Raw genomic sequence first — 19,135 nt, forward strand, 5'->3', positions numbered from 1 at the left:
CCAGGTCAGCGGATCCACACCAAAGGCTGGTACACCCATGCCTTGTCGCCCATCGCATCAACGATTTGCACCCAGTTGTTCTCCACTTTGAGGACTTTTACCGAAAAGTATTTGTCCACCGGGCTCCACGGCACGCGGGAATGATTGGTTCCGGGCCCCGTTCGCATATTTGTTTTGTTCTGTTTGACCACCGCGCATTTGAAGTCATTGGTGATCAGTCTCTCGTGCAGCCAGTAGATGTCACCGTCGACATCTTGAACCCTGAGCCATTCACCTTTCTTTGCCAACTGCTGGAAGGGCATGTACTTGAACACCTCCCACAGTTTTTCGTAATTCAGGCCGGGACCTTTTCGTAAATTGGCTTTTTTGACGTTCACACATAGAGCCTGTGCCTCGGTGACGGCAAAGGGATGAGAAAGAAGAAGGGTGAAAGCGAAAATCAAAAGGAACGCGAAAGGCAATTTAAAGCGGTGCATGGTTGTTTCCGGGTTTGATGGTGATTGCTGGATTGAAGTTCGAAAACCTTGAAACATGCTGCAACAGCGGTCTACAAAGGATCCTGGGCGACAAGCCGCTTCGGTCAAACTTTGATTGCAGATGAGGTGCCACCTGCAAGTGAAATGTTGTCGTTCAGCTTACCACCATCCAATGCCAGATTCAATTGGCCCTCCGGCGCAGAAAAACGCACTCAACGCCGTCTTCGTTCCAGCCACCACAGGCCGCCTGAAAGCACCAGATGAATCATTCCTACCTGCAAAAGGAATCGCGGCAAACTCCAGTAAGAAATTTCGCGGTCGTTCAAACGGTAGGTGAATGAAAAAAAATCTTTCTCGATGCGGTCGCCTGTCTGGACTTCCTGGTACAGGTCGGGCTTCACACGCTTTTTCTTTTCGACGCCTTCATCGTTTTTCACCGACAAATAATAGGACTGTGTTTGAAACAGTTTCTCCTCAATGTTTTTGTCCGTGATCTCCCCGGTCATTGACGTGAAGAATTTAAAAAAATAAAGCGCCCCGAACACCGCGATCATCAGCACCCTGGGATTCAAAAACAGGCGCTGCATGCGTTCCTTTTCTGATGGACGCGTCCGCAGGTCGCCCACGAAAAAGGAGTGGATGAACGGAGTGAAGAAGTCGTACTGGAAATACGGGTAGCCGGAGTAATGAGGACGGTAAAACCGGCGGGGACCCTGCGGCCCGGAGTGTGGCGATGAAGTGCCAAACAACTGTGCGTCGTAATCCCTGCGCCGGTTCAGGTTGGACAGCACGCGGTAGGCTTCCGCAATTTCGGCGAAGCGGTCGTGATGGCCGTCATGGCTTTCCGGGTTTTTGTCCGGGTGATGCTGTTTCGCCAGCGCGCGGTAGGCCTTTTTGATTTCTGCATACGTCGCTTCGGGTACCACGCCCAGGATTTCGTAAAAATTCTTTTGTGTCATAGGGGATGCATGTTGGTTTGCCGAATTCAGGGACGGCGCGGAGAACGCAGGGTTCGGCGGGCGATGATGTACAACCCCAGTACGAAGCACACCGCCACCGCTACGTTGCCCCACTTCAATTCCTTGAGTGCATCCAGCACAAACGGTCCCGAATAAAAACTGGCGGCGGTGTAGGTTATCGAGAACAACACGTTGCCCAGAAACGAATACACCACGTAACGGCGCGCGTCGTAGTGGATCATCCCGGCGAACGGCGGAATTATTTTCGATACCGCAAACAGGAAGCGGCCGAGGATCACCACCACCGCCGGGCGCGTCTGGAACATACGGTGCGTGGTGACAATGGCGCCTTCCATGCGGCGCACCCAGGAAAACTGCATCCAGTAAGCCAGCCCCGTCTTGTAACCGAGAAAGTAGAGGAACAGGTCGGCGATCCATCCCCCCGCAAACCCGCACAAGAGAACGCCGTACACGTTCAACAGGTCCTTGGACGCGGCGATGCCGCCGAACACGAGAAACAGGGGGATGCCGTAATGATCGAAATAAGTGCCGACGAGAACGATGCCGTACCCGTAATCCGCGACCAGACCCTCAATGGTCTCGGGTGACATTATTCACAGGCGTCGCAAAGCAGGTTGGACAGGGCGTTCATACAGCAACATCCGGCATAGGCGCCCGCACCGGAGGTGGCGCTGTGGACGAAGGTTTCCTTCAAATCCGGACGCTCGTAATATCCTGGAGGCATCTGCCGGTTTCCCTGCTGGGGCGGGCCCGGTTGCTGGTATTGCTGGGGAGTGCGCATTTCGGGATTGTCCACGATCTGCGTGCCGCACCGCGTGCAGAAGTTGGCCTGATCCGAGTTTTCCGCTCCACAGTTGGGGCAAAACATATTCTCTCCTGTCGTTAAAAATCCTTGCAGTTGAAAAACATTTTTTCGGAAACGGGTTTTCGAAACACCAACGCGTCGTGCGCCTTCCGCGCTTCCCGGTCCAGGCTGTAGGTGACGATGTTGTTCACGATCGGCCAAGCGTCGCGCAGGTCCAGGTCCGGAAGCCGGTTCAGCATGCGGTCGCGGCCCGCGTGGACCGTTTCGAGGTACTTATTATAGGTATCCCTCAGGCAATTTTCATCGGTTAAATTCAACTCCGGTTCGGCGCGCAGGATAGGGTTGAACCGGCTCGCCGAACGGTCCGCGTGCAGGTCGGCCATGGCATCGAGAAGGTTTATCAGCCGGCCCAGCTCAAAGAAAAACGCGTACAAGGCTTCAAAGCGGTCTTTGGCAATTTTATCCTGGAACGCCTGCGTCATGATGTGCGCGAACACCTTGCCCCACTGATCGAGAAAGCGTGCGATGTCCGTCACCGACAGGTCCTGCTCCATGCGGTGCAGGACTGCGACCTCCCGTTCCACATATTCGAGATCGATGTGGAACCGGTTATACAGTTTTTTGCTTTTGCGGAATGTGCGATTGAGACGGCGTTGAACCCAGCCGTTGTATCGCCTCAGCCAGAACCCGGTTTCGTCTTCCAGGTTGTCCTGAAATTTGATGACGAAGGCGAGGAGGGACACCGCTGCACCCAGTTGCACCGCCTCGTGCTCCGGGGGCAGGGCAGCAACTTTGGCGATCGGCACGCCGGAACAGCGGTCCTTGACCGCCCCGATGTCTTGCACTACCATCTCGTTATAGAGCATTGCCAACAAGGTGCCTTCATAGCTGTTGATGAAAGCATAAGGCCGCGAGTGGTTGCGCACCAGGTGCCGGCACACACTGCAATAATACAGCTTGTAGTAAGTGCAGTCCTTGACCAGCAGTTCCATTTTGTAGGGTTTGACCAGTCCCAGCATGGGGAGTATCCGTGTTGAAGGCCGCAAGTTTCACTTTTTCCCGGTATTGTAGCAGATGGCATGGCTCACGGTTTTGCAAATAATATTGGTTGTGATCGTTGTGGTGTATTTCGGATCCAACCTGCTGTCGCTGGTCCGGGTGCGCCCGGCCGCGCCACCCCTGCCCAGCATGCCGTTGGTCTCTATCTGCGTCCCCGCTCGCAACGAAGAACGCGACATCGAAGCCTGCCTGACGTCCCTCCTCCAACAGGATTACCCTGAGTTTGAAGTCATTGTGGTCGATGACCACTCCACCGACCGGACGTCCGAAATCATCCGCGCGTTACAGGAAAAAAATCCGCGCCTTAAAAGCATCCAGAGCGCCCCTTTGCCAGAGGGCTGGTACGGAAAGCCATTCGCCCTTCACCAGGCCAGCCAGGTGGCCAGGGGCAAGCTGTTGCTGTTCACCGACGCCGACCCTGTTTTCGAGCCGCACGCGCTGGCCTCGGCGGTGCACTTCATGCAGTTGCGTCGGCTGGATCTGTTGACCCTCATGCCGCGTGCGCTCTTCGGTTCGTTCTGGGAGCGGGCCGTGCAGCCCGTGATCTTCGGTCTGATCGCGGGATTGAGCCGCTTTCGGAAAATCGCCGATCCCAACGACCCCCACGCCATGGGTTTCGGCGCGTTTCTCCTGATCACCCGCGATCTGTACCGCAGGATGGGGGGACATGAATCCGTGCGCGCCCGCATTTTGGAAGACATCAGTCTCGCCCGCGTGGCCAAGCAGAACGGAGCCCGCATGCTGGCTGCCGACGGCAAACAGCTTTTCTCCATTCGCATGTACCATTCGCTCCGGGAAATCTGGGAAGGCTGGCGCAAGAATGTGTTCCTTGCCTTCAAGCAGTCGATCCCGAAAACGTTTTTTTACGTCACGATGATCCTCGGCTTCACTCTGACACCGTGGGTTCTGGCTGTCGTCAATGCAGCGGTCGATGCCGCGGCGTGGGTGCAGGCGGTTTCCACCGTTACGCTGCTCATGGTGCTGTTCACCGAAGTCAGCCTGTGCGAGGAACTCGGCCTTTCCGGGTGGTGTATATGGATTTTCCCGCTGGGTGGCATTGTGGTGTGCGGCATCCTCGTCAATTCCATGATCCACGTGCTGTTCAAAAAACAATCCATGTGGCGGGGGCGGCGCTACGCTTCTCCTACCTGAATGGTCGTATTTTCCCTTGCTCTGGAACCCCCAGGCTTTCCGTGAGTTGAATAATAAACAAGCTCCGTCCATTTGGCGTTATGATGGAAACAGTCTGTTAGCGGCGGTTTTCTGAGGGCCGGGTTGTTCCCCATTTATCCCAATATAAATATGACAGATTCTTCTTTCACCGACTTTGTACTGGAGCAGCTTGAAGGGATGGGACCAGTGCGCTGCCGTGCCATGTTCGGCGGTCACGGGCTCTACGCCGATGACGTTTTTTTCGCCATCATTTACAACAACGTGCTGTACTTCAAAACCGATGGGAAAACCGTGTCCCAATATGTGGGGCAGGGGATGCGACCGTTCCAGCCGAGGCCGGGCCAGACCCTCAAAAATTATTACGAAGTTCCTACAGAGGTTCTGGAAAACGCTGACACGCTGGTCCAGTGGGCGAGGCAGGCTGTGGCCGTGGACGACTCCAAAAAGTGAGGGGATGCGCTTGAATATGGAGACTTTTTTATGAATTGGACATCTAAATGGTGGAGGAGCGCACTCATCCTGGTTCTTTGGATCGGTGTGGTGATCCCTGGCTTTTACGGGGAAGCGGAATCGGCGGACAGCCCGCCTGAGTTTTATATTTCCAAGAACATCTGCCCTTTCGAGTGCTGCAGCTATGGCCGCTGGCGTGCGGTGGAACCCGTGGACCTGAAAGATTCGCCCAACGGCAAGGTGATTGGAAGGGTTGAGGAGGGAGAACGCGTCGACGCCATCACCGGAGAGGTTCACGCGACGCCTGGTATTCTGAAAGTGGTGGTTCCTTTCAAACAGTTCAAAAGAGGCGATACGATTTACATCCTTCATTATGTTGGCGAAGGTTTTTTCAAATATTGGCATCAGGGGAAAGTCGGTGAGGAAGAATTCATTTTTCTCCTGAACCTGGCGGAGGATGATCCCCTGTGCAAAACCCCGCGCGAGGACTGCTGGGGACAGTTGCAAAAGGCCGAGGAAAGCGTGTGGTGGGTTCAAATGAAAAACGCCGGTGGAACCGTCGGCTGGACGGACCGTCCGGAGCTTTTTGGCGACAAGGACAGTTGTGGTTGACACAGGGAAAGGGGCGCCGCTGCGTTTTCGCCCTGGAAGGACAAGGACCGACAAGCGGGGCCGGCGAAGTTCCTGTGAACGTTTACTAGAGAGGTGTTTATGAAACTCACTCCCGGTAACTGCTGGGCTTATGTGCTGTTGCTGATCGTCACTGCGGGGTACAACGTGATGGTGATCTCCGGGCTCGCTTTGCTCAACCAGCACCTGGAGGCCATTGCGCCGGTCACATACTGGCCGCGCATCACGGTGGTGTTTGCCAACGAAGCGACGGTGATGCTGTGGCCGATCCTCGGCATCGTGTCACTGATCGGAAACGTCGCCTGGGGTGTGCACCGCGCCGGCGACACCGCCAATCGCGCACCGCATGCGCTTCCCATGTTCTGCCACCTGGCATGGATCGTCGCCTGTTCGCTGTGGCACATCGCCGGAGCCATGGCGCCGTTCATCCTGATGGGTGAGCATCTTTAAGGAGGGAAGGGGAGGAGAGTGAAACGGCTTATTTGCTTTTCGCTTCCTGCCAGTAGCGTTCCATCTCTTCAAGCGGGGTGTCCTTGAGCGTCTTGCCCTGTTTTGCCACCTGTTCTTCAATATAATTAAAGCGTTTTACGAATTTGTTGTTGGTCTGGCGAAGGGCTTCCTCCGCATCCAGCTTCTGAAACCGCGCCACGTTGGCCAGCACGAATAAGATATCGCCCAGCTCGCTTTCCACGTGCGCCTCGTCGCCGTCCCGCACCGCTTCCTTGAACTCGGCGATCTCCTCGTCCAGCTTGGCGAACACCTCGTCAATCTTGTCCCAGTCGAAACCCTGCTTCGCGGCTTTCTTCTGTAACTTCTGCGCCCGTTTGAGTCCGGGTAAATGCAACGGCACGCCATCCAGAGCCGAGGAACGCCCTTGATTGGCTTTCTCGGTTTTCTTGATCTGTTCCCACTGGTCCACCACCTGGTCGGGCGTGTGCAATTCACCTTCCTTGAACACGTGCGGGTGCCGCCGCACCATCTTGTCGGCGATGGTGTTGACCACGTCCCGGATGTCGAACTCCTTTTGCAGTTCGGAGATTTTGGCGTGGAATAAAATCTGGTAGAGCAGGTCGCCCAGCTCGTCCTTGATTTTTTCCGGATCGTTGTGGTCGAGTGCTTCCAGCGCCTCGTAGGTTTCCTCGACGAGGTAGGGTTTGAGCGACTCGCGCGTCTGCACCCGGTCCCACGGACACCCGTTTTCCCCCATGAGGCGATCCACAATGGCGACCAGCTCTCCGAACGCTTGTGCGGCGTTTTCGTTCATGTTGTCTTCCTTGTTGATGTTGGTTTGGTTCATTCGATGAATTCGAGGATGACCGAGTCGGCCAGGTACAACCCGCGCGTGGACAGGGCCAGGCGGTCGCCGTGCACGGACACCAGTTCCTGTTCGCGCAGGCGTTCGACGACGGAGCCGAACACCTTCTCGAAAGGCACCTGGAACCGCTGTTCGAATTTCGGGATGTGCACCCCGCGTTTCATACGCAGGCCCAGCATCAGGGTTTCGCCCATGGCCTGCCGGGCGTCGAGGCGTTCCCGGGTCTGTACCGCGTGGCCGTCGGTTTGAACGCGGTCGATGTAATGCGCCGGCGTGTTGAAGTTTTTGCAGCGCACGCCGTCGAGGTAAGACGACGCCCCGGCGCCGAGTCCGAGGTAGTCGCCGTTTTCCCAGTAGAGCGTGTTGTGCCGGCTTTCGTAACCGGGTTTTGCGAAATTGGAAATCTCGTAATGCTCGTAGCCGGCTTCCCCCAGCCGCTCGATGCTGTACTGGTACAACTCCAGTTGAAAATCTTCTGAAGGCAGGGTGAGTGTTCCCGCTTCATGCAGTTTGTGAAAAGCCGTGCCCGGTTCGATGGTCAGGTTGTAGGCGGAGAGGTGTTCCGGGTTTTTGGCGATGGCCTGTTCCAGGTTGTCCTGCCAGCGTTCTTTCGACTGGCCTGGCAGGGCGAACATGAGGTCGAGCGACAGGTTGTCGAAACCCGCTCGGCGGGCGCGCTCGACCGTCTGGTGGATTTCCTCAACGCTGTGCACGCGGTCGAGGGTTTTCAGTTCGTCCGCGTCGAACGACTGCACGCCGACGCTCAGGCGGTTGATACCCGCGGCGCGGAGGCATTTCAGGTTTTCCGTCTCGACGGTGGACGGGTTGGCCTCGGTGGTGATCTCCGCGTCGCCGGCTACGTCGAAATACCGCCTGCAGGCTTTGAGGATGCGGATCTGGTCTCCCGCCGGAAGCGTGGTGGGGGTGCCGCCCCCGAAAAAGATCGTCTCCACCCGGCGGTCTTTCAGCCGGGGGGCGAAATGGCGGATTTCTTCGATCAATGCCGGAACGTACCGCTCCCGTTCGGAGGCGTTCTCCGGATGCGAATTGAAATCGCAGTAGCCGCACTTGTGCAGGCAGTAGGGGATGTGGATGTAAAGGCCGATCGGGTCCATTGCGTTAACCACTTGGTTTCTGGTTTCACCTATAATACAATCTAACATTTTCGGCGTATAGCCCGCATTTTTAGGGAGTGCCCACAACATCACAACCCACGACACAGGATTCAAATCCGGATATGCCAGCCTGATCGGCAAGCCCAACGTCGGCAAATCGACGTTGCTCAACCGCTTGGTCCGCGAAAAACTGGCGGCCATGTCACGCCGCCCCCAGACCACGCGCAACCGGATCACCGGGGTCTGCCACCTGAATGGAGGGCAGATCATCCTCATGGACACGCCGGGTATCCACCAGGGGGCGAGCAAGCTGAATGAGGAGATGGTGAAAACCTCGCTCAGCACCTACGGCGATGTGGACCTGATCCTGTTCATGATCGACGCCCGCCACGGGTGCGGGGAGGACGATGTGTTTGTGCTGGAATCCCTGAAGCAGACGCGCACACCGAAAATCCTGGTGATCAACAAGATCGACCTGATCCCCAAGGCGCGTATTCTCGAATTGACCGGCGAAATCAATGCACGCGAGACGTTTGTCGAAACCGTGCCCATTTCGGCATTGAAGGATGACGGGCTGGACCTGCTGGAGCAGGTGATTCTCAAACACCTTCCCGAAGGACCGCGCTATTTTCCTGATGACATGATCACCGACGCACCGGAAGAATTCCTGATAATGGAAATCATTCGCGAAAAAGTGTTCAAGCTCACCGCAATGGAAATTCCTTACTCCGTTGCGGTGATGGTGGATGGTTTGCGTGAAGGAAAACGTGGTATGTTGGTGATCGATGCAACCATTTTTGTGGAAAAAGCATCTCAAAAGAAGATAGTCATCGGTGGAGGTGGAAAACTGCTCAAGAAGATCGGCACCTGGTCACGCGAAGAGATCGAGCGGCGGTTCGGCAACAAGGTATTCCTCAACCTGTATGTTAAAGTGAAAGAGCGATGGCGCGACAACGTTCGTGACCTTAAGGAGTTTGGGTACAAGCATGGTTTCCATTAAAACCGATGAAGAAATCGAAAAGATGCGGGTGACCGGCCGGCTGGCGGCGGAGGTCCTTGTGATGATTGAGTCGTACATCAAACCGGGCGTGACGACCAACGAGCTCAATGACATCTGTCACGACTACATCATCAAGAAAGGGGCTATTCCTGCTCCCCTGAACTACCGGGGGTTTCCCAAAAGCATATGCACTTCGGTGAACGACGAGGTGTGTCACGGTATCCCCTCCGACCGCAAGCTGCGAAACGGAGACATTGTCAATCTGGATGTCACCACCATCGTGGACGGATACCACGGCGACACCAACAAGACGTTTTTCGTGGGGTCGCCGCGCAAGAACGCGCAGAAGCTCACCGAGGCCACCAAGATCGCCCTGCACAAGGCCATCGACGTGGTGCGGCCGGGAGCCCATCTGGGCGACATCGGAGCCACCATCCAACAGTTTGTGGAAAAGAAGGGATATTCCGTGGTGCGGGAGTTCTGCGGGCACGGCATTGGAGCCAAATTCCACGATGAACCCCAGGTGCTTCACTTCGGCCAGTTCGGACAGGGTATGGAGTTGAGGCAGGGAATGACATTCACCATCGAACCCATGGTCAACATGGGTGGACGGGAGCTGCGGATTCTCGATGACAACTGGACCGCCATCACTCTGGACGGTTCCCTGTCTGCGCAGTTCGAACACACCATCCTTGTTACGGCCGATGGGGCAGAAGTGCTGACTCGAACAGAAGGAACCTCATTTTAAACGTTCTATTTGGAGGAGCGATTCATGAAAGGTGATAAAAAAATCATCGACGCGCTCAATGATATTTTGACCGGGGAATTGACTGCTATCAATATTTACTATCTGCATTACAAGATGCAGGAAAACTGGGGGTACGAAAAACTGGCCGCGCACAGCCGGGAGGAGTCGATGGAGGAGATGAAGCACGCAAACCAGCTCATCGAACGCATCCTGTTTCTGGAAGGCGCTCCCAACATGGCCCGGTACGAAGAAATCCCCGTCGGCAAAAATTGCCAGGAGCAGTTGAAAAGCGAATACGCCTACGAAAAGAAACACGTTGAAAAACTGAAAAAGCACATTCGGCTGTGCCTCGACAAAAACGACTTTGTCACCAAGGAACTTCTCGATGGGATCCTGAAGGATTCAGAGGAAAGCTGTGACTGGCTTGAGACCCAGTTCTCGCGTATCCAGGACATTGGGATTCAGAATTATCTGACAGAGCACATGAAGACCGAAGAATAACCCTCCTCACACGGACTCTCCCCCGAATTCCAGGCCGCCCGGTTTTGACCGGGCGGCTTTTTTTTGTCCCACCTCAAACCATTTGATTCCGGATTTCATTTTCAATTGGGAAGCCATGAGAATACTGAAAACAGGAATTGCTTTGAACCACAGGATGTCAATAAGTAATTGTAAATAAAGTAGTTTTGTTTAATCTGTAAAAATTTCGTGAACCCCCATTGACAATGATTCTCAATTTCGGTATTAATGGCTTTATATGAATGATAATGAATCTCAGAATCTTTGATTTTTGGAGGCATCCCTATTCATGAATGGCCACGACACATCCATCACGGTTTGCCAGGGACCAGGCTGTAAAGCCTGGGGATCGAAAAGTGTGTTGCGAACTCTGCGGTGCCATTATCGTGAACATCCCGAAGCCATGGGGTCGGTCCGAAGTTCACGGTGCATGGGTCGTTGCGGTGGAGGAGCCGCGGTTCAGATCGATTCTCAGGATCGTGTGATCAAGGTACGCAAGGCAAAGGATGCCATCCGTAAGCTTTTGAGATTGCCTTAATTGAAATTCAGTTACGTTCTGATTCAAAGGTAAGTTGCCAAGGTAGGTGTCGGCTTCCCGTCAGGGATCGGGTGCCGACATTTTTTTGTAGTTCATTCGCCCTTTAAGGATTGGGTTTTCCCATACGGGCGCGACAAAAAAATCTGGAGGAGGTAATGAAAAAAACACTTGCAACGTTAGTGTGTCTGGGCATGTTTCTGGGCGGGACCACCGCCTGGGCTCAGCCTGGTGGTTTGATCATTGAGGAGGAAGAAATCGGCAAGGGAGGCGAACTCATCATCATTGAGGAAGAGGGCGCCAGCCTGGAAGCTTTGGAGAAGCAGGTTGAATTGATGGCGGAGGAAATCGACGGCCTGCGCGATGATGTCAGCACCTTCCGCCGCAACGTCAACGTAACCGGTTACGGGGAAACCCACCTGCGGTTTCCTTCGGATGAACGCCGCAACAATTTCGACGCGCACCGGTTCGTCATCGGCATCAACGCCAAGTTCAACGACTGGATCTTCCTGAACGCGGAAATCGACTACGAGCACGCGGCTCAGCAGTTGGAATTCGAGATGGGTTACCTCGACTTCCTGCTGGATCCGAAATTCAATATCCGTGCGGGTACGGTCCTGATGCCTGTCGGCTTCCTGAACGAATTCCACGAGCCGGTCTTCTTCTGGACCGTCGAACGCCCGCTTCTGCAAAACCGGGCGATCCCCACGACCTGGAACGGCACCGGTGGTGGTGTGTTCGGTACCTTCGGAAACTTTCTGGGCGGCATGAACTATCGCGTTTACGTGGTCAATTCCCTGCAGGCCATCCGCATCAATTCCAGTGATACGGGGTCCGGTGTCGGTGCTGGCGGGGCAGCGGGTCAGTTTTCCTCCAGCGGCATCCGCGGTGGTCGTTTGCAACCCAACAACATGATCGCTTCCGACCTGGCCGTGGTGGGCCGCTTTGAATTGCCCAACCTGTTTCCGGGATTCCAGTTGGCAGGTTCGTTCTACACAGGCGACACGTCACAGAATTTCATTGATGCGGGAGCCCGGGTCACCCTGTTGGAAGGTGACATCAAGTTCCGCAAACGCTGGTTTGAGATGAACGCCACCGTGGTTCACACTCACATCAACAACGCGGCACAGATCAATGCCCACAACCAGGCGAACCTGGGTGCCCCTGCAAACTCGACCGGCACCTTCGTCGCCTCGAACCTCTTTGCATGGAACGTGCAGGCGGGTATTCACCTGTTCCAGTTGATGAAGGTGGCTACTTCGCACGATCTGGTTCTGCACGGCATGTACGAGCGCATCGACAACCAGAACGAAATGCCTGCGGGTGCTGCGGCCGACCCGGCTCAGGAACTCGATGTGTTCACGGGTGGTTTTGCCTGGTTCCCGACGCCGAACGTGGCGATCAAGCTGGATTACACCAATCAGGACCGGGGTAATGGTACCAGCAGCCAGGAGTTCAACCTGGGTATGGCGTACATGTTCTTCTAATCGAACTTTACCGGTCGGACTGGGAGGAGGAAACCGGCTGTTCAGCCGACCGGATACAGTCTAAATCTGTTAATATAGGTGTTAAAAAAAGAGGATCGCAAATGAATAAATTGAACGCGAAGAAACCCAACCCGCTTTATGGGGGCCTGGCGTTGATCATGCTGGCTGTATGGATCGGGATGACCGCATTGCCTGCCCATGCTTTGAATGTCAGCAACAAGGAGGATGCGCTCAAGCACCTGTTTCCCGGCGTCAGCAAAGTCATCAAGAAAAAAATCTGGCTGAGCACAGCCCAGCGGAAAGCGATTTCCAAACTTGCCCAGCAAAACGTATCCGAAGACCGTGTCAACGTGTACGTGGGTATGCAGGGCAGCACCCCTATGGGCTACGCCATTTTTGATTCGGTTAAAAACCGCTCCTGGCCCATCAGCTATGTGACGGTTTTGAACCAGGATGGTACGGTGAAGGATGTGGAGGTCCTGCAATATGAGGGGGCTCGCGTCTGGAACGTGCAGTACGACTCCTGGCTGAAGCAGTTTTTCGGGAAAAAGATCGGAGCCGATTACATCCCCAACGCTGTCACCGGGGCTACGGTATCCGTCCGCGTTGTTACGGCCGGGGTAAAAAAGGCCTCCGCCATCTACCAGATCCTGTTTCTGGACAAGGTAAAATGAGTTTGGACAAATTCAGGTTGTTGTTTATATAATAGCCACCTATGCAATCTGAACCGGGTTACAAACCCGTCCATCCGGGCCGCTGGTCCGGGTTGGGCGGGTTTGTATTTTTACTTTTGATCGTTTCCTTCATTCTTCTACCCACCCTTGTGGTGTTCGGGGAAGAAGAATACGTGGAGACCGTCTACCTGACCAAGATGGAAGCGCTGAAGCTCGCGTTCCCCAACACCCGCTTCGTCAAAAAGAAAAAAGTCTGGTTGAGCGAAGCCCAGCGCGAAGCCATCTCCAACATCCTGGAAGAAGATTACGACGAACGCCGCCTCACCTGGTATATCGGGCTGGACGATAAAAAAGAGCCCCTGGGCTACATGGTGGTGGGAAACGAGATCGGCCGTTCCTATCCCATCACGTTCATGGTGGTCATCAATCCGGATGGAACGGTGCGGGATGTCGAAATCATGGTCTATCGCGAGCCGCACGGGTGGGAGGTGCGGTTCGAGCCCTTCATGAGCCAGTTCTTCGGCAGGGACTCCCAAAACCCCTTCAACGATATCAACAACATCACCGGCGCCACGTTGTCTGTGCGGTCCATGACGCGGGGGGTGAAAAAGGCCGTTGCCGCCTATAAAGTGATCTTCATCGACAAGGTGGAAGGCATCCTGGGCTGAGGTACCCGCGGGCTCCCGCACTCAACCGGATGGATTGGGGGACGATCATTCTCCCTCAGAGGGGGTGTAGCGGAACTGGCAGAAGGTGCCCAGTTTGGCGAAGGTGTTGTTGAGTTTCAGGTTCACGTAATCCGTTCGGGCCTCGGCCGGAATGCGGTCGAAGTTGCAGGCGGTCTCGATGTAGTCCGGACGCCCCAGCCGGATGAACAGACTGTGGAACCAGCAGGACTTACTCTTGAACTGGAACTCCTTGTCGCTCGCCTTTTTGACTTCCATCAGGAAATGCCGCCAGCTGAAGTAATCCTCCACCCGCGGCTGTTCCTTCTCCACAAAGGTCTTGAAGGGGTTGTCCGAGGCCTTCTCCTCCGCCACCTGTTTGTCCGTTTCCGGAGCCAGCCACGCCCTCAGCGCATCCGCGATGTACTCCCGAGCCCGAATGACGTTGATGCTGTAGTCGTCCAGCGCGTTGTGGCAGGTGTAGATGAACAGCCCGATGGTGGCCAGGTACTGCTCTTCTTCCGACAGGGTGTCCCCGCTTTCGAACTCCCACATCTGGTTGAAATGCGCCCGTATGCGGTCGAAATCGATATTCTGGCCACCTACCTTCAGGTGCGCCAGCATCGGTTCAATGCGTTCAGAAGCGTTGGTCTGGGTTTCGGTCTGTTCGGGATTCTCGGACATGGTCCATCCTTCAGGTTGCGTTGCATGAATTCGGTTCAGGCATTCCAAGTATTCCGAAGTTCGGGAATCGCCTGAATTTGAGACTCGGACAGGTAAAAAAGTACCACATACCATGCTCGCAGTTCAAGGAAACTCGGGGTGGCGGCCCGGCCCGGCCAACGGCCGGAGGCGTGTAAAATCCGGGCTTTGTGTGGTCTGGTGCGGGAAAGTCGTATACAATGAAGCTTTAAGCCACCCGCTAATGGAGCGAGGATTCACGCAGTGCCGCAGTACGATGTGGTGATCGTCGGGGCCGGGGTCATCGGCCACAGCATCGCCTTTAAAACCAAGCAGGCCCGCCCGGACTGGAGCATCGCGGTGCTGGGCGACCCCATGCATTCTCTTGCGGCTTCCCGTGCCGCTGCGGGGATGCTGGCCCCCTTCTGTGAATGCCGGGAGGCCAACCGCTTCTTCCAATTCTGCCGCGAATCGCTCGACAAATATCCGCGTTTCATCGAAGAGGTTTCCTCGGTGAGCGGGAAAGACGTATTTCTGTCCGACGCGGGATCGATCATGCCGGAGAAATCGATCGGCGACCAGTGGGACGAGCGTCTGCAGTTCTTCAAATCGGAAAACGTGCCGCACACTGTGTGGTCCCCGGCCGAGGTGCGGAAAAAACTGCCGCACCTGTCGCCGGATGTCGGCGCCTGCATCTGGGTCGGCGAGGCGCAGATCAACAACCGCCAACTGCACGACGCACTGGTTGCGGCCTCGGCGAAACTGGGCGTCAGGGTGGAGAACGCCAGCGTCACCGGATTCCGCCGCGACGGTTCGACGTTGTTCGCCGCGGTGACGGATACGGGTGAGGTGGAAGGAAAACGGTTCGTTCTGGCGGCGGGAAGCTGGTCCCAACAGCTGGGGACGGTGCTCGGTGTCTCCATGCCGGTGCGTCCCATCAAAGGCCAGATGTGCCGCGTCGATGTGGAAGACATGACACTCGCCTATACCATCCACGGCATGTGCACTTACATTGCACCGTGGCGCCAGGGCAATGGATTCGTGCTGGGTTCGACGATGGAGGACAAAGGGTTCGACAGCCTGATCCAGGACGACGTCATCCAGGCCATCATCGACCGCGCGGCCGCCATCCTGCCTGCCATCCAGGATGCACCACTCATCGAAACGTGGGCGGGGCTGCGTCCTGCGGCAGAAGACCGCATGCCCGTCATGGGAGTGAGCAGCAAGTTTCACAACCTGTATTATTCAACGGGACATTTCCGCAACGGCATTTTGCAGACGCCCAACCAGGCCGACTACATGGCCGGGATTGTGACCGGCGATGCTCCGGAGTTGGTTGCCGAGTTCGACCCGGCTCGTTACGAAATGTGAACACAAACCGGACGTCATGAAACTCCCTAAAAGCGCGCCCCCGCGCGACGAAGACCTGATACGCGATTTCCATTACATCTGGCACCCGTGCACGCAGATGAAGGACCACGAATCGGATCCACCCCTGCTGATCGACCGCGCCGAAGGCCTGCACCTGTACGACCGGGAAGGCAACGGCTATCTGGACTGCATTTCGTCGTGGTGGGTGAACCTGTTCGGCCACAACCACCCGCATATCAACACAGCCATCACCGATCAATTGCAGAAGATGGCGCACGTCATGTTCGCCGGCATCACGCACCAGCCGGCGGTGGACCTCGCGCACAAGCTGGTGGAGTGGTCGTCGCCGAACCTCTCCAAGGTTTTCTTTTCGGACAACGGTTCCACCTCAATCGAGATCGCGCTCAAGATGAGCCTGCAGTTCTGGGCGCAGACAGGCAAACCCGGGAAAAAGCGGTTCGTTTATTTGAAAGGTGGGTACCACGGGGAGACGCTGGGGGCGCTGTCGGTCTCCGGCATCGACCTGTTCCGCGATAAATTCGAACCGGTGCTCATGGACAACCTGAAGGTGGAAGGACCCGACTGCCTGCGCTGTCCTTATGGCCTCACTCGCGACACCTGCAAGGCCGAATGTTTTGAGCCGATGGAAAAGGCGCTTGTGGAAGAACATCAGAATATCGCCGCTGTCATTGTCGAACCTCTCGTGCAGGGAGCGGCCGGGATGAAGATGTACCCGCCGGTGTACCTCGAAAAACTGCAAACCACCTGCGAGACTTTGCGCGTTCACACGATTTACGACGAGGTCGCCGTCGGATTCGGCCGCACCGGCGGTTTGTTTGTCTCGGAACAGCTGCGCCACAAGCCGACGTTCCTGTGCCTGTCGAAGGGCATCACCTCCGGTTACCTGCCGCTCGCGGCGACGCTCACCGAGGACCGCATCTACCAGGCGTTTTACGGCGATTACGATACCTTCAAGCTGTTCATTCACAGCCACAGCTACAGTGCCAACCCGCTGGCCTGCGCTGCCGCCAACGCCACGTTCGAACTGTTTGCGGAAGACGGCTTCTGGGACGCGCTCAAAACACGCATCACAACAATGAAAGAGTGCGGGGAGATGTTGAAGGAACTGAAATGGTGCGGAGAGTTCCGGCAGACGGGACTCATCGGTGCGGTCGAGCTGGTGCGTGACCGCGACACGCTGGCGGAATTTCCCGTCACGCAGAGGGTGGGCTACCGGATCTATAAAAAGGCGCTGGAACGCGGACTGTTCCTGCGTCCCCTGGGCAACGTGGTTTACTTCATTCCGCCGCTGGTGATCGATCCCGATACCATCCGGTCGATGATGACCACGGCGCGCGACTGCATCCACGACGTGTTGAGCGAGGTCTGAATGTACGAAGTCTATGTCACCACCCGGTTCTCCGCGGCGCACCAGTTGCGCGGCTACGACGGTAAATACGAAAACCTGCACGGCCACAACTGGACGGCGAGTGTTACCGTCGAGGCGGAGGAACTCGACGAGATCGGGGTCGGCATCGACTTCGTCGAACTCAAGAAAATGGTGGACGATTTTCTCTCAAAGCTGGATTACCACAACATCAACGAAGTGCCACCGTTTGACAAGCAGAACCCGTCGGCTGAGAACATTGCGCGCTGGCTGTTCAAGCAGCTGGAAGGGTCCATCGACAAACAGCACGCCCGCGTCAAGCGCGTGGAAGTGTACGAAACCCCCGAAAGCGGCGCCGCTTATTTTGAGTGACGCGGCAGGTGGGTCCTCTCCTTTACTTTATCCCTTCAATGTGGCCATCGACGACGTCGAAGTTCTGGGCCTGCGGATTCTTTGGCAGGCCGGGCATGCGCATGATCTCGCCCGTCACCGGGATGACGAATCCCGCTCCCGCCGACAGTAAAATCTCCCGGACCGTCACGGTGAATCCCAAAGGCCGCCCGTACAGTTTGGGATCGTCGGAAAGCGATGACTGCGTTTTGGCGATGCACACCGGCAGTTTATCGTAACCCCATTTCTCCAGGGTCTTCAGGTCACGCTCGGCCTTTCTGCTGTACTCGATTTTCTCGGCGCCGTACATGCCGTGCGCCACCTTCCAGATTTTCGTCGGAATGTCTTCCGCCCAGTCGTAAAGCGGATGAAACGGGTCGGGTACTTTTTCCGCGTGTTTCATGACCGTCCGCGCCAGCTCCACCGCCCCGTCACCTCCGTTCGTGAAATGATCGCTCACCGCGAAAGGCACTTTGAGTTTGTTCTCGCAATGCTCACGTACGATCTGGATTTCGGCGTCGGTGTCGGTGTCGAAGCGGTTGAGGCAGACGATGGGCGGTTCGCGGAAGCGCTTGATGTTCTCGACGTGACGGTCGAGGTTGACCAGCCCTTTCGCCAGCCGTTCGGGATCGGGGGAGGTGAGTTCGTCTTTTTTCGCGCCGCCATGCATTTTGAGAGCCCGGCAGGTGGCGACCAGCACCACGGCGGCGGTATCGAGCCCCGCGCTCACGCATTTGATATCGAAAAACTTTTCCGCGCCGAGATCGAATCCGAATCCCGCTTCGGTCACCGCCCAGTCGGCGAGACCCATCGCCATTTTTGTGGCGATCACGGAGTTGCAGCCGTGCGCGATGTTGGCGAACGGACCGCCGTGGATGAACGCGGGCACGCCTTCGGTCGATTGCACCAGGTTGGGCATGAGTGCGTCTTTGAGGAGTGCCGTCATTGCTCCGGTGGCGTGGAGCGAGTCGGCGGTGACGGGTTCGTCGTCGTGGGTGAAGGCGACCAGGATGCGTGCCAGGCGTTTTTTGAGGTCATCGAAGTTTTCTGCGAGGCAGAGGATGGCCATGATTTCGGATGCGGCGGTGATATCGAACCCGCCTTCCCGTGGCACTCCCTGCAGGACGCCCCCCAGTCCCAGCACGATGTTACGCAGGGCGCGGTCGTTCATGTCCATCACTCGCCGCCACTGGATGCGCCGGGGATCGATCTGGCTCATGCCTTCGTGATAGATGCGGTTGTCGAGGAGCGCCGAGAGCAGGTTGTTGGCGGCGGTGACGGCGTGGAAGTCGCCGGTGAAGTGGAGGTTGATCTCGTCCGCCGGGTGCACCTGGCTTTGTCCACCCCCGGTCGCGCCGCCTTTCATGCCGAGGCACGGCCCCAGTGAAGGCTCACGCAATGCGAGGCACACGCGCTGGCCCAGTTTTGCCAGTCCCTGGCCGAGTCCGATGGTGGTGGTGGTCTTGCCTTCGCCCGCGGCGGTGGGGGTGATGGCGGAGACGAGGATCAGTTTGCCCTTCGGTGGATATTTTTCCAGCAAGTTCAGCCGCACCTTGGCCTTGGTTTGGCCGTAGGGGACGAGGTCGGTTTCCGCCAGACCCAGCTTCCCGGCGATTTCGATGATGGGTTGCAGATTGGGGGTGGTGGAATCGGATGGCATGGCGTCTCCTCTATT

At 56.3% G+C, this 19,135-nt stretch carries 22 protein-coding genes; 13 read left to right on the forward strand and 9 right to left on the reverse strand.

Translation table 11 applies throughout. The annotated features are described in order from the left end of the window. Window positions 1–5 precede the first annotated feature (5 nt). The 5 genes from ACTRW9_RS06065 to ACTRW9_RS06085 all read right to left on the reverse strand — a co-directional run bounded on the left by ACTRW9_RS06065 (window position 6) and on the right by ACTRW9_RS06085 (window position 3,280). Window positions 6–476 carry an SH3 domain-containing protein gene (locus ACTRW9_RS06065; RefSeq protein ID WP_442428666.1) on the reverse strand — a complete coding sequence of 157 codons (471 nt, stop codon included), beginning with the start codon at window positions 474–476 and terminating at the stop codon, window positions 6–8. Between the two features lie 212 nt (window positions 477–688). Next, on the reverse strand, window positions 689–1,435 hold the full coding sequence (locus ACTRW9_RS06070) for a DnaJ domain-containing protein (protein WP_442428667.1): 747 nt from the start codon (window positions 1,433–1,435) through the stop codon (window positions 689–691). A gap of 26 nt (window positions 1,436–1,461) precedes the next feature. After that, complete coding sequence (locus ACTRW9_RS06075; RefSeq protein ID WP_442428668.1) at window positions 1,462–2,046, reverse strand: DedA family protein; 585 nt, start codon at window positions 2,044–2,046, stop codon at window positions 1,462–1,464. Further along, window positions 2,046–2,324, reverse strand: a complete 279-nt coding sequence (locus tag ACTRW9_RS06080; protein WP_005011650.1) for a zinc-ribbon domain-containing protein — start codon at window positions 2,322–2,324, stop codon at window positions 2,046–2,048. The genes ACTRW9_RS06075 and ACTRW9_RS06080 overlap by 1 nt, the downstream gene beginning before the upstream one ends. A gap of 14 nt (window positions 2,325–2,338) precedes the next feature. Beyond that, window positions 2,339–3,280 carry a DUF5685 family protein gene (locus tag ACTRW9_RS06085; RefSeq protein ID WP_442428669.1) on the reverse strand — a complete coding sequence of 314 codons (942 nt, stop codon included), beginning with the start codon at window positions 3,278–3,280 and terminating at the stop codon, window positions 2,339–2,341. Window positions 3,281–3,335: 55 nt separating this feature from the next. Here ACTRW9_RS06085 and ACTRW9_RS06090 point away from each other — a divergent pair, with 55 nt between their 5' ends. From ACTRW9_RS06090 to ACTRW9_RS06105, 4 genes are all read left to right on the forward strand, one after another. After that, on the forward strand, window positions 3,336–4,472 hold the full coding sequence (locus ACTRW9_RS06090; protein ID WP_442428670.1) for a glycosyltransferase: 1,137 nt from the start codon (window positions 3,336–3,338) through the stop codon (window positions 4,470–4,472). Between the two features lie 150 nt (window positions 4,473–4,622). Further along, complete coding sequence (locus ACTRW9_RS06095; protein ID WP_442428671.1) at window positions 4,623–4,943, forward strand: TfoX/Sxy family protein; 321 nt, start codon at window positions 4,623–4,625, stop codon at window positions 4,941–4,943. Window positions 4,944–4,973: 30 nt separating this feature from the next. Continuing rightward, on the forward strand, window positions 4,974–5,555 hold the full coding sequence (locus tag ACTRW9_RS06100; RefSeq protein WP_442428672.1) for a hypothetical protein: 582 nt from the start codon (window positions 4,974–4,976) through the stop codon (window positions 5,553–5,555). A 99-nt stretch (window positions 5,556–5,654) separates the two neighbouring features. After that, on the forward strand, window positions 5,655–6,023 hold the full coding sequence (locus ACTRW9_RS06105) for a hypothetical protein (RefSeq protein ID WP_442427043.1): 369 nt from the start codon (window positions 5,655–5,657) through the stop codon (window positions 6,021–6,023). Window positions 6,024–6,051: 28 nt separating this feature from the next. Here ACTRW9_RS06105 and mazG read toward each other — a convergent pair whose 3' ends face one another. Both mazG and hemW read right to left on the reverse strand, forming a co-directional pair. After that, window positions 6,052–6,870: a nucleoside triphosphate pyrophosphohydrolase gene (gene mazG / locus ACTRW9_RS06110; protein WP_442428673.1), complete on the reverse strand. Its 819-nt coding sequence runs from the start codon at window positions 6,868–6,870 to the stop codon at window positions 6,052–6,054. Continuing rightward, window positions 6,867–8,003: a radical SAM family heme chaperone HemW gene (gene hemW / locus ACTRW9_RS06115; protein WP_442428674.1), complete on the reverse strand. Its 1,137-nt coding sequence runs from the start codon at window positions 8,001–8,003 to the stop codon at window positions 6,867–6,869. Before hemW ends, mazG begins: the two co-directional genes overlap by 4 nt. An 88-nt stretch (window positions 8,004–8,091) precedes the next feature. Here hemW and era point away from each other — a divergent pair, with 88 nt between their 5' ends. The 6 genes from era (at window position 8,092) to ACTRW9_RS06145 (ending at window position 13,634) form a co-directional block, all read left to right on the forward strand. Further along, window positions 8,092–9,003 carry a GTPase Era gene (gene era, locus ACTRW9_RS06120; protein WP_442427258.1) on the forward strand — a complete coding sequence of 304 codons (912 nt, stop codon included), beginning with the start codon at window positions 8,092–8,094 and terminating at the stop codon, window positions 9,001–9,003. Continuing rightward, on the forward strand, window positions 8,990–9,751 hold the full coding sequence (gene map / locus ACTRW9_RS06125) for a type I methionyl aminopeptidase (protein ID WP_442428675.1): 762 nt from the start codon (window positions 8,990–8,992) through the stop codon (window positions 9,749–9,751). The genes era and map overlap by 14 nt, the downstream gene beginning before the upstream one ends. Before the next feature lie 24 nt (window positions 9,752–9,775). Continuing rightward, window positions 9,776–10,252 (forward strand): bacterioferritin, encoded by a 477-nt coding sequence (gene bfr / locus ACTRW9_RS06130; RefSeq protein WP_442427039.1) that lies wholly within the window; start codon window positions 9,776–9,778, stop codon window positions 10,250–10,252. Between the two features lie 711 nt (window positions 10,253–10,963). Then, window positions 10,964–12,292 carry a hypothetical protein gene (locus ACTRW9_RS06135; protein ID WP_442428676.1) on the forward strand — a complete coding sequence of 443 codons (1,329 nt, stop codon included), beginning with the start codon at window positions 10,964–10,966 and terminating at the stop codon, window positions 12,290–12,292. Window positions 12,293–12,393: 101 nt separating this feature from the next. After that, window positions 12,394–12,966, forward strand: a complete 573-nt coding sequence (locus ACTRW9_RS06140) for an FMN-binding protein (protein WP_442427037.1) — start codon at window positions 12,394–12,396, stop codon at window positions 12,964–12,966. Window positions 12,967–13,007: 41 nt separating this feature from the next. After that, entirely contained in the window at window positions 13,008–13,634 is a 627-nt protein-coding gene (locus tag ACTRW9_RS06145) for an FMN-binding protein (protein ID WP_442428677.1), read from the forward strand. Between the two features lie 45 nt (window positions 13,635–13,679). Here the strand turns inward: ACTRW9_RS06145 and ACTRW9_RS06150 are convergent, their stop codons facing one another. Continuing rightward, entirely contained in the window at window positions 13,680–14,315 is a 636-nt protein-coding gene (locus ACTRW9_RS06150; RefSeq protein WP_442428678.1) for an L-2-amino-thiazoline-4-carboxylic acid hydrolase, read from the reverse strand. A gap of 261 nt (window positions 14,316–14,576) precedes the next feature. On the opposite strand from ACTRW9_RS06150, the gene thiO reads away from it, so the two are divergent. Genes thiO through ACTRW9_RS06165 form a run of 3 tightly spaced genes read left to right on the forward strand, consistent with a single transcriptional unit; the run spans window position 14,577 to window position 17,442 of the window. Beyond that, window positions 14,577–15,683, forward strand: a complete 1,107-nt coding sequence (thiO, locus tag ACTRW9_RS06155; protein ID WP_442428679.1) for a glycine oxidase ThiO — start codon at window positions 14,577–14,579, stop codon at window positions 15,681–15,683. 16 nt (window positions 15,684–15,699) lie between these two features. After that, window positions 15,700–17,073 carry an adenosylmethionine--8-amino-7-oxononanoate transaminase gene (gene bioA, locus ACTRW9_RS06160; protein WP_442428680.1) on the forward strand — a complete coding sequence of 458 codons (1,374 nt, stop codon included), beginning with the start codon at window positions 15,700–15,702 and terminating at the stop codon, window positions 17,071–17,073. Continuing rightward, window positions 17,074–17,442 carry a 6-pyruvoyl trahydropterin synthase family protein gene (locus ACTRW9_RS06165; protein ID WP_442428681.1) on the forward strand — a complete coding sequence of 123 codons (369 nt, stop codon included), beginning with the start codon at window positions 17,074–17,076 and terminating at the stop codon, window positions 17,440–17,442. A gap of 22 nt (window positions 17,443–17,464) precedes the next feature. Here the strand turns inward: ACTRW9_RS06165 and ACTRW9_RS06170 are convergent, their stop codons facing one another. Then, window positions 17,465–19,120, reverse strand: a complete 1,656-nt coding sequence (locus tag ACTRW9_RS06170; RefSeq protein ID WP_442428682.1) for a formate--tetrahydrofolate ligase — start codon at window positions 19,118–19,120, stop codon at window positions 17,465–17,467. Between the last annotated feature and the right edge of the window lie 15 nt (window positions 19,121–19,135).

It is taken from the genome of Nitrospina sp. 32_T5 (assembly GCF_052156635.1).
Lineage (GTDB): Bacteria > Nitrospinota > Nitrospinia > Nitrospinales > Nitrospinaceae > Nitrospina.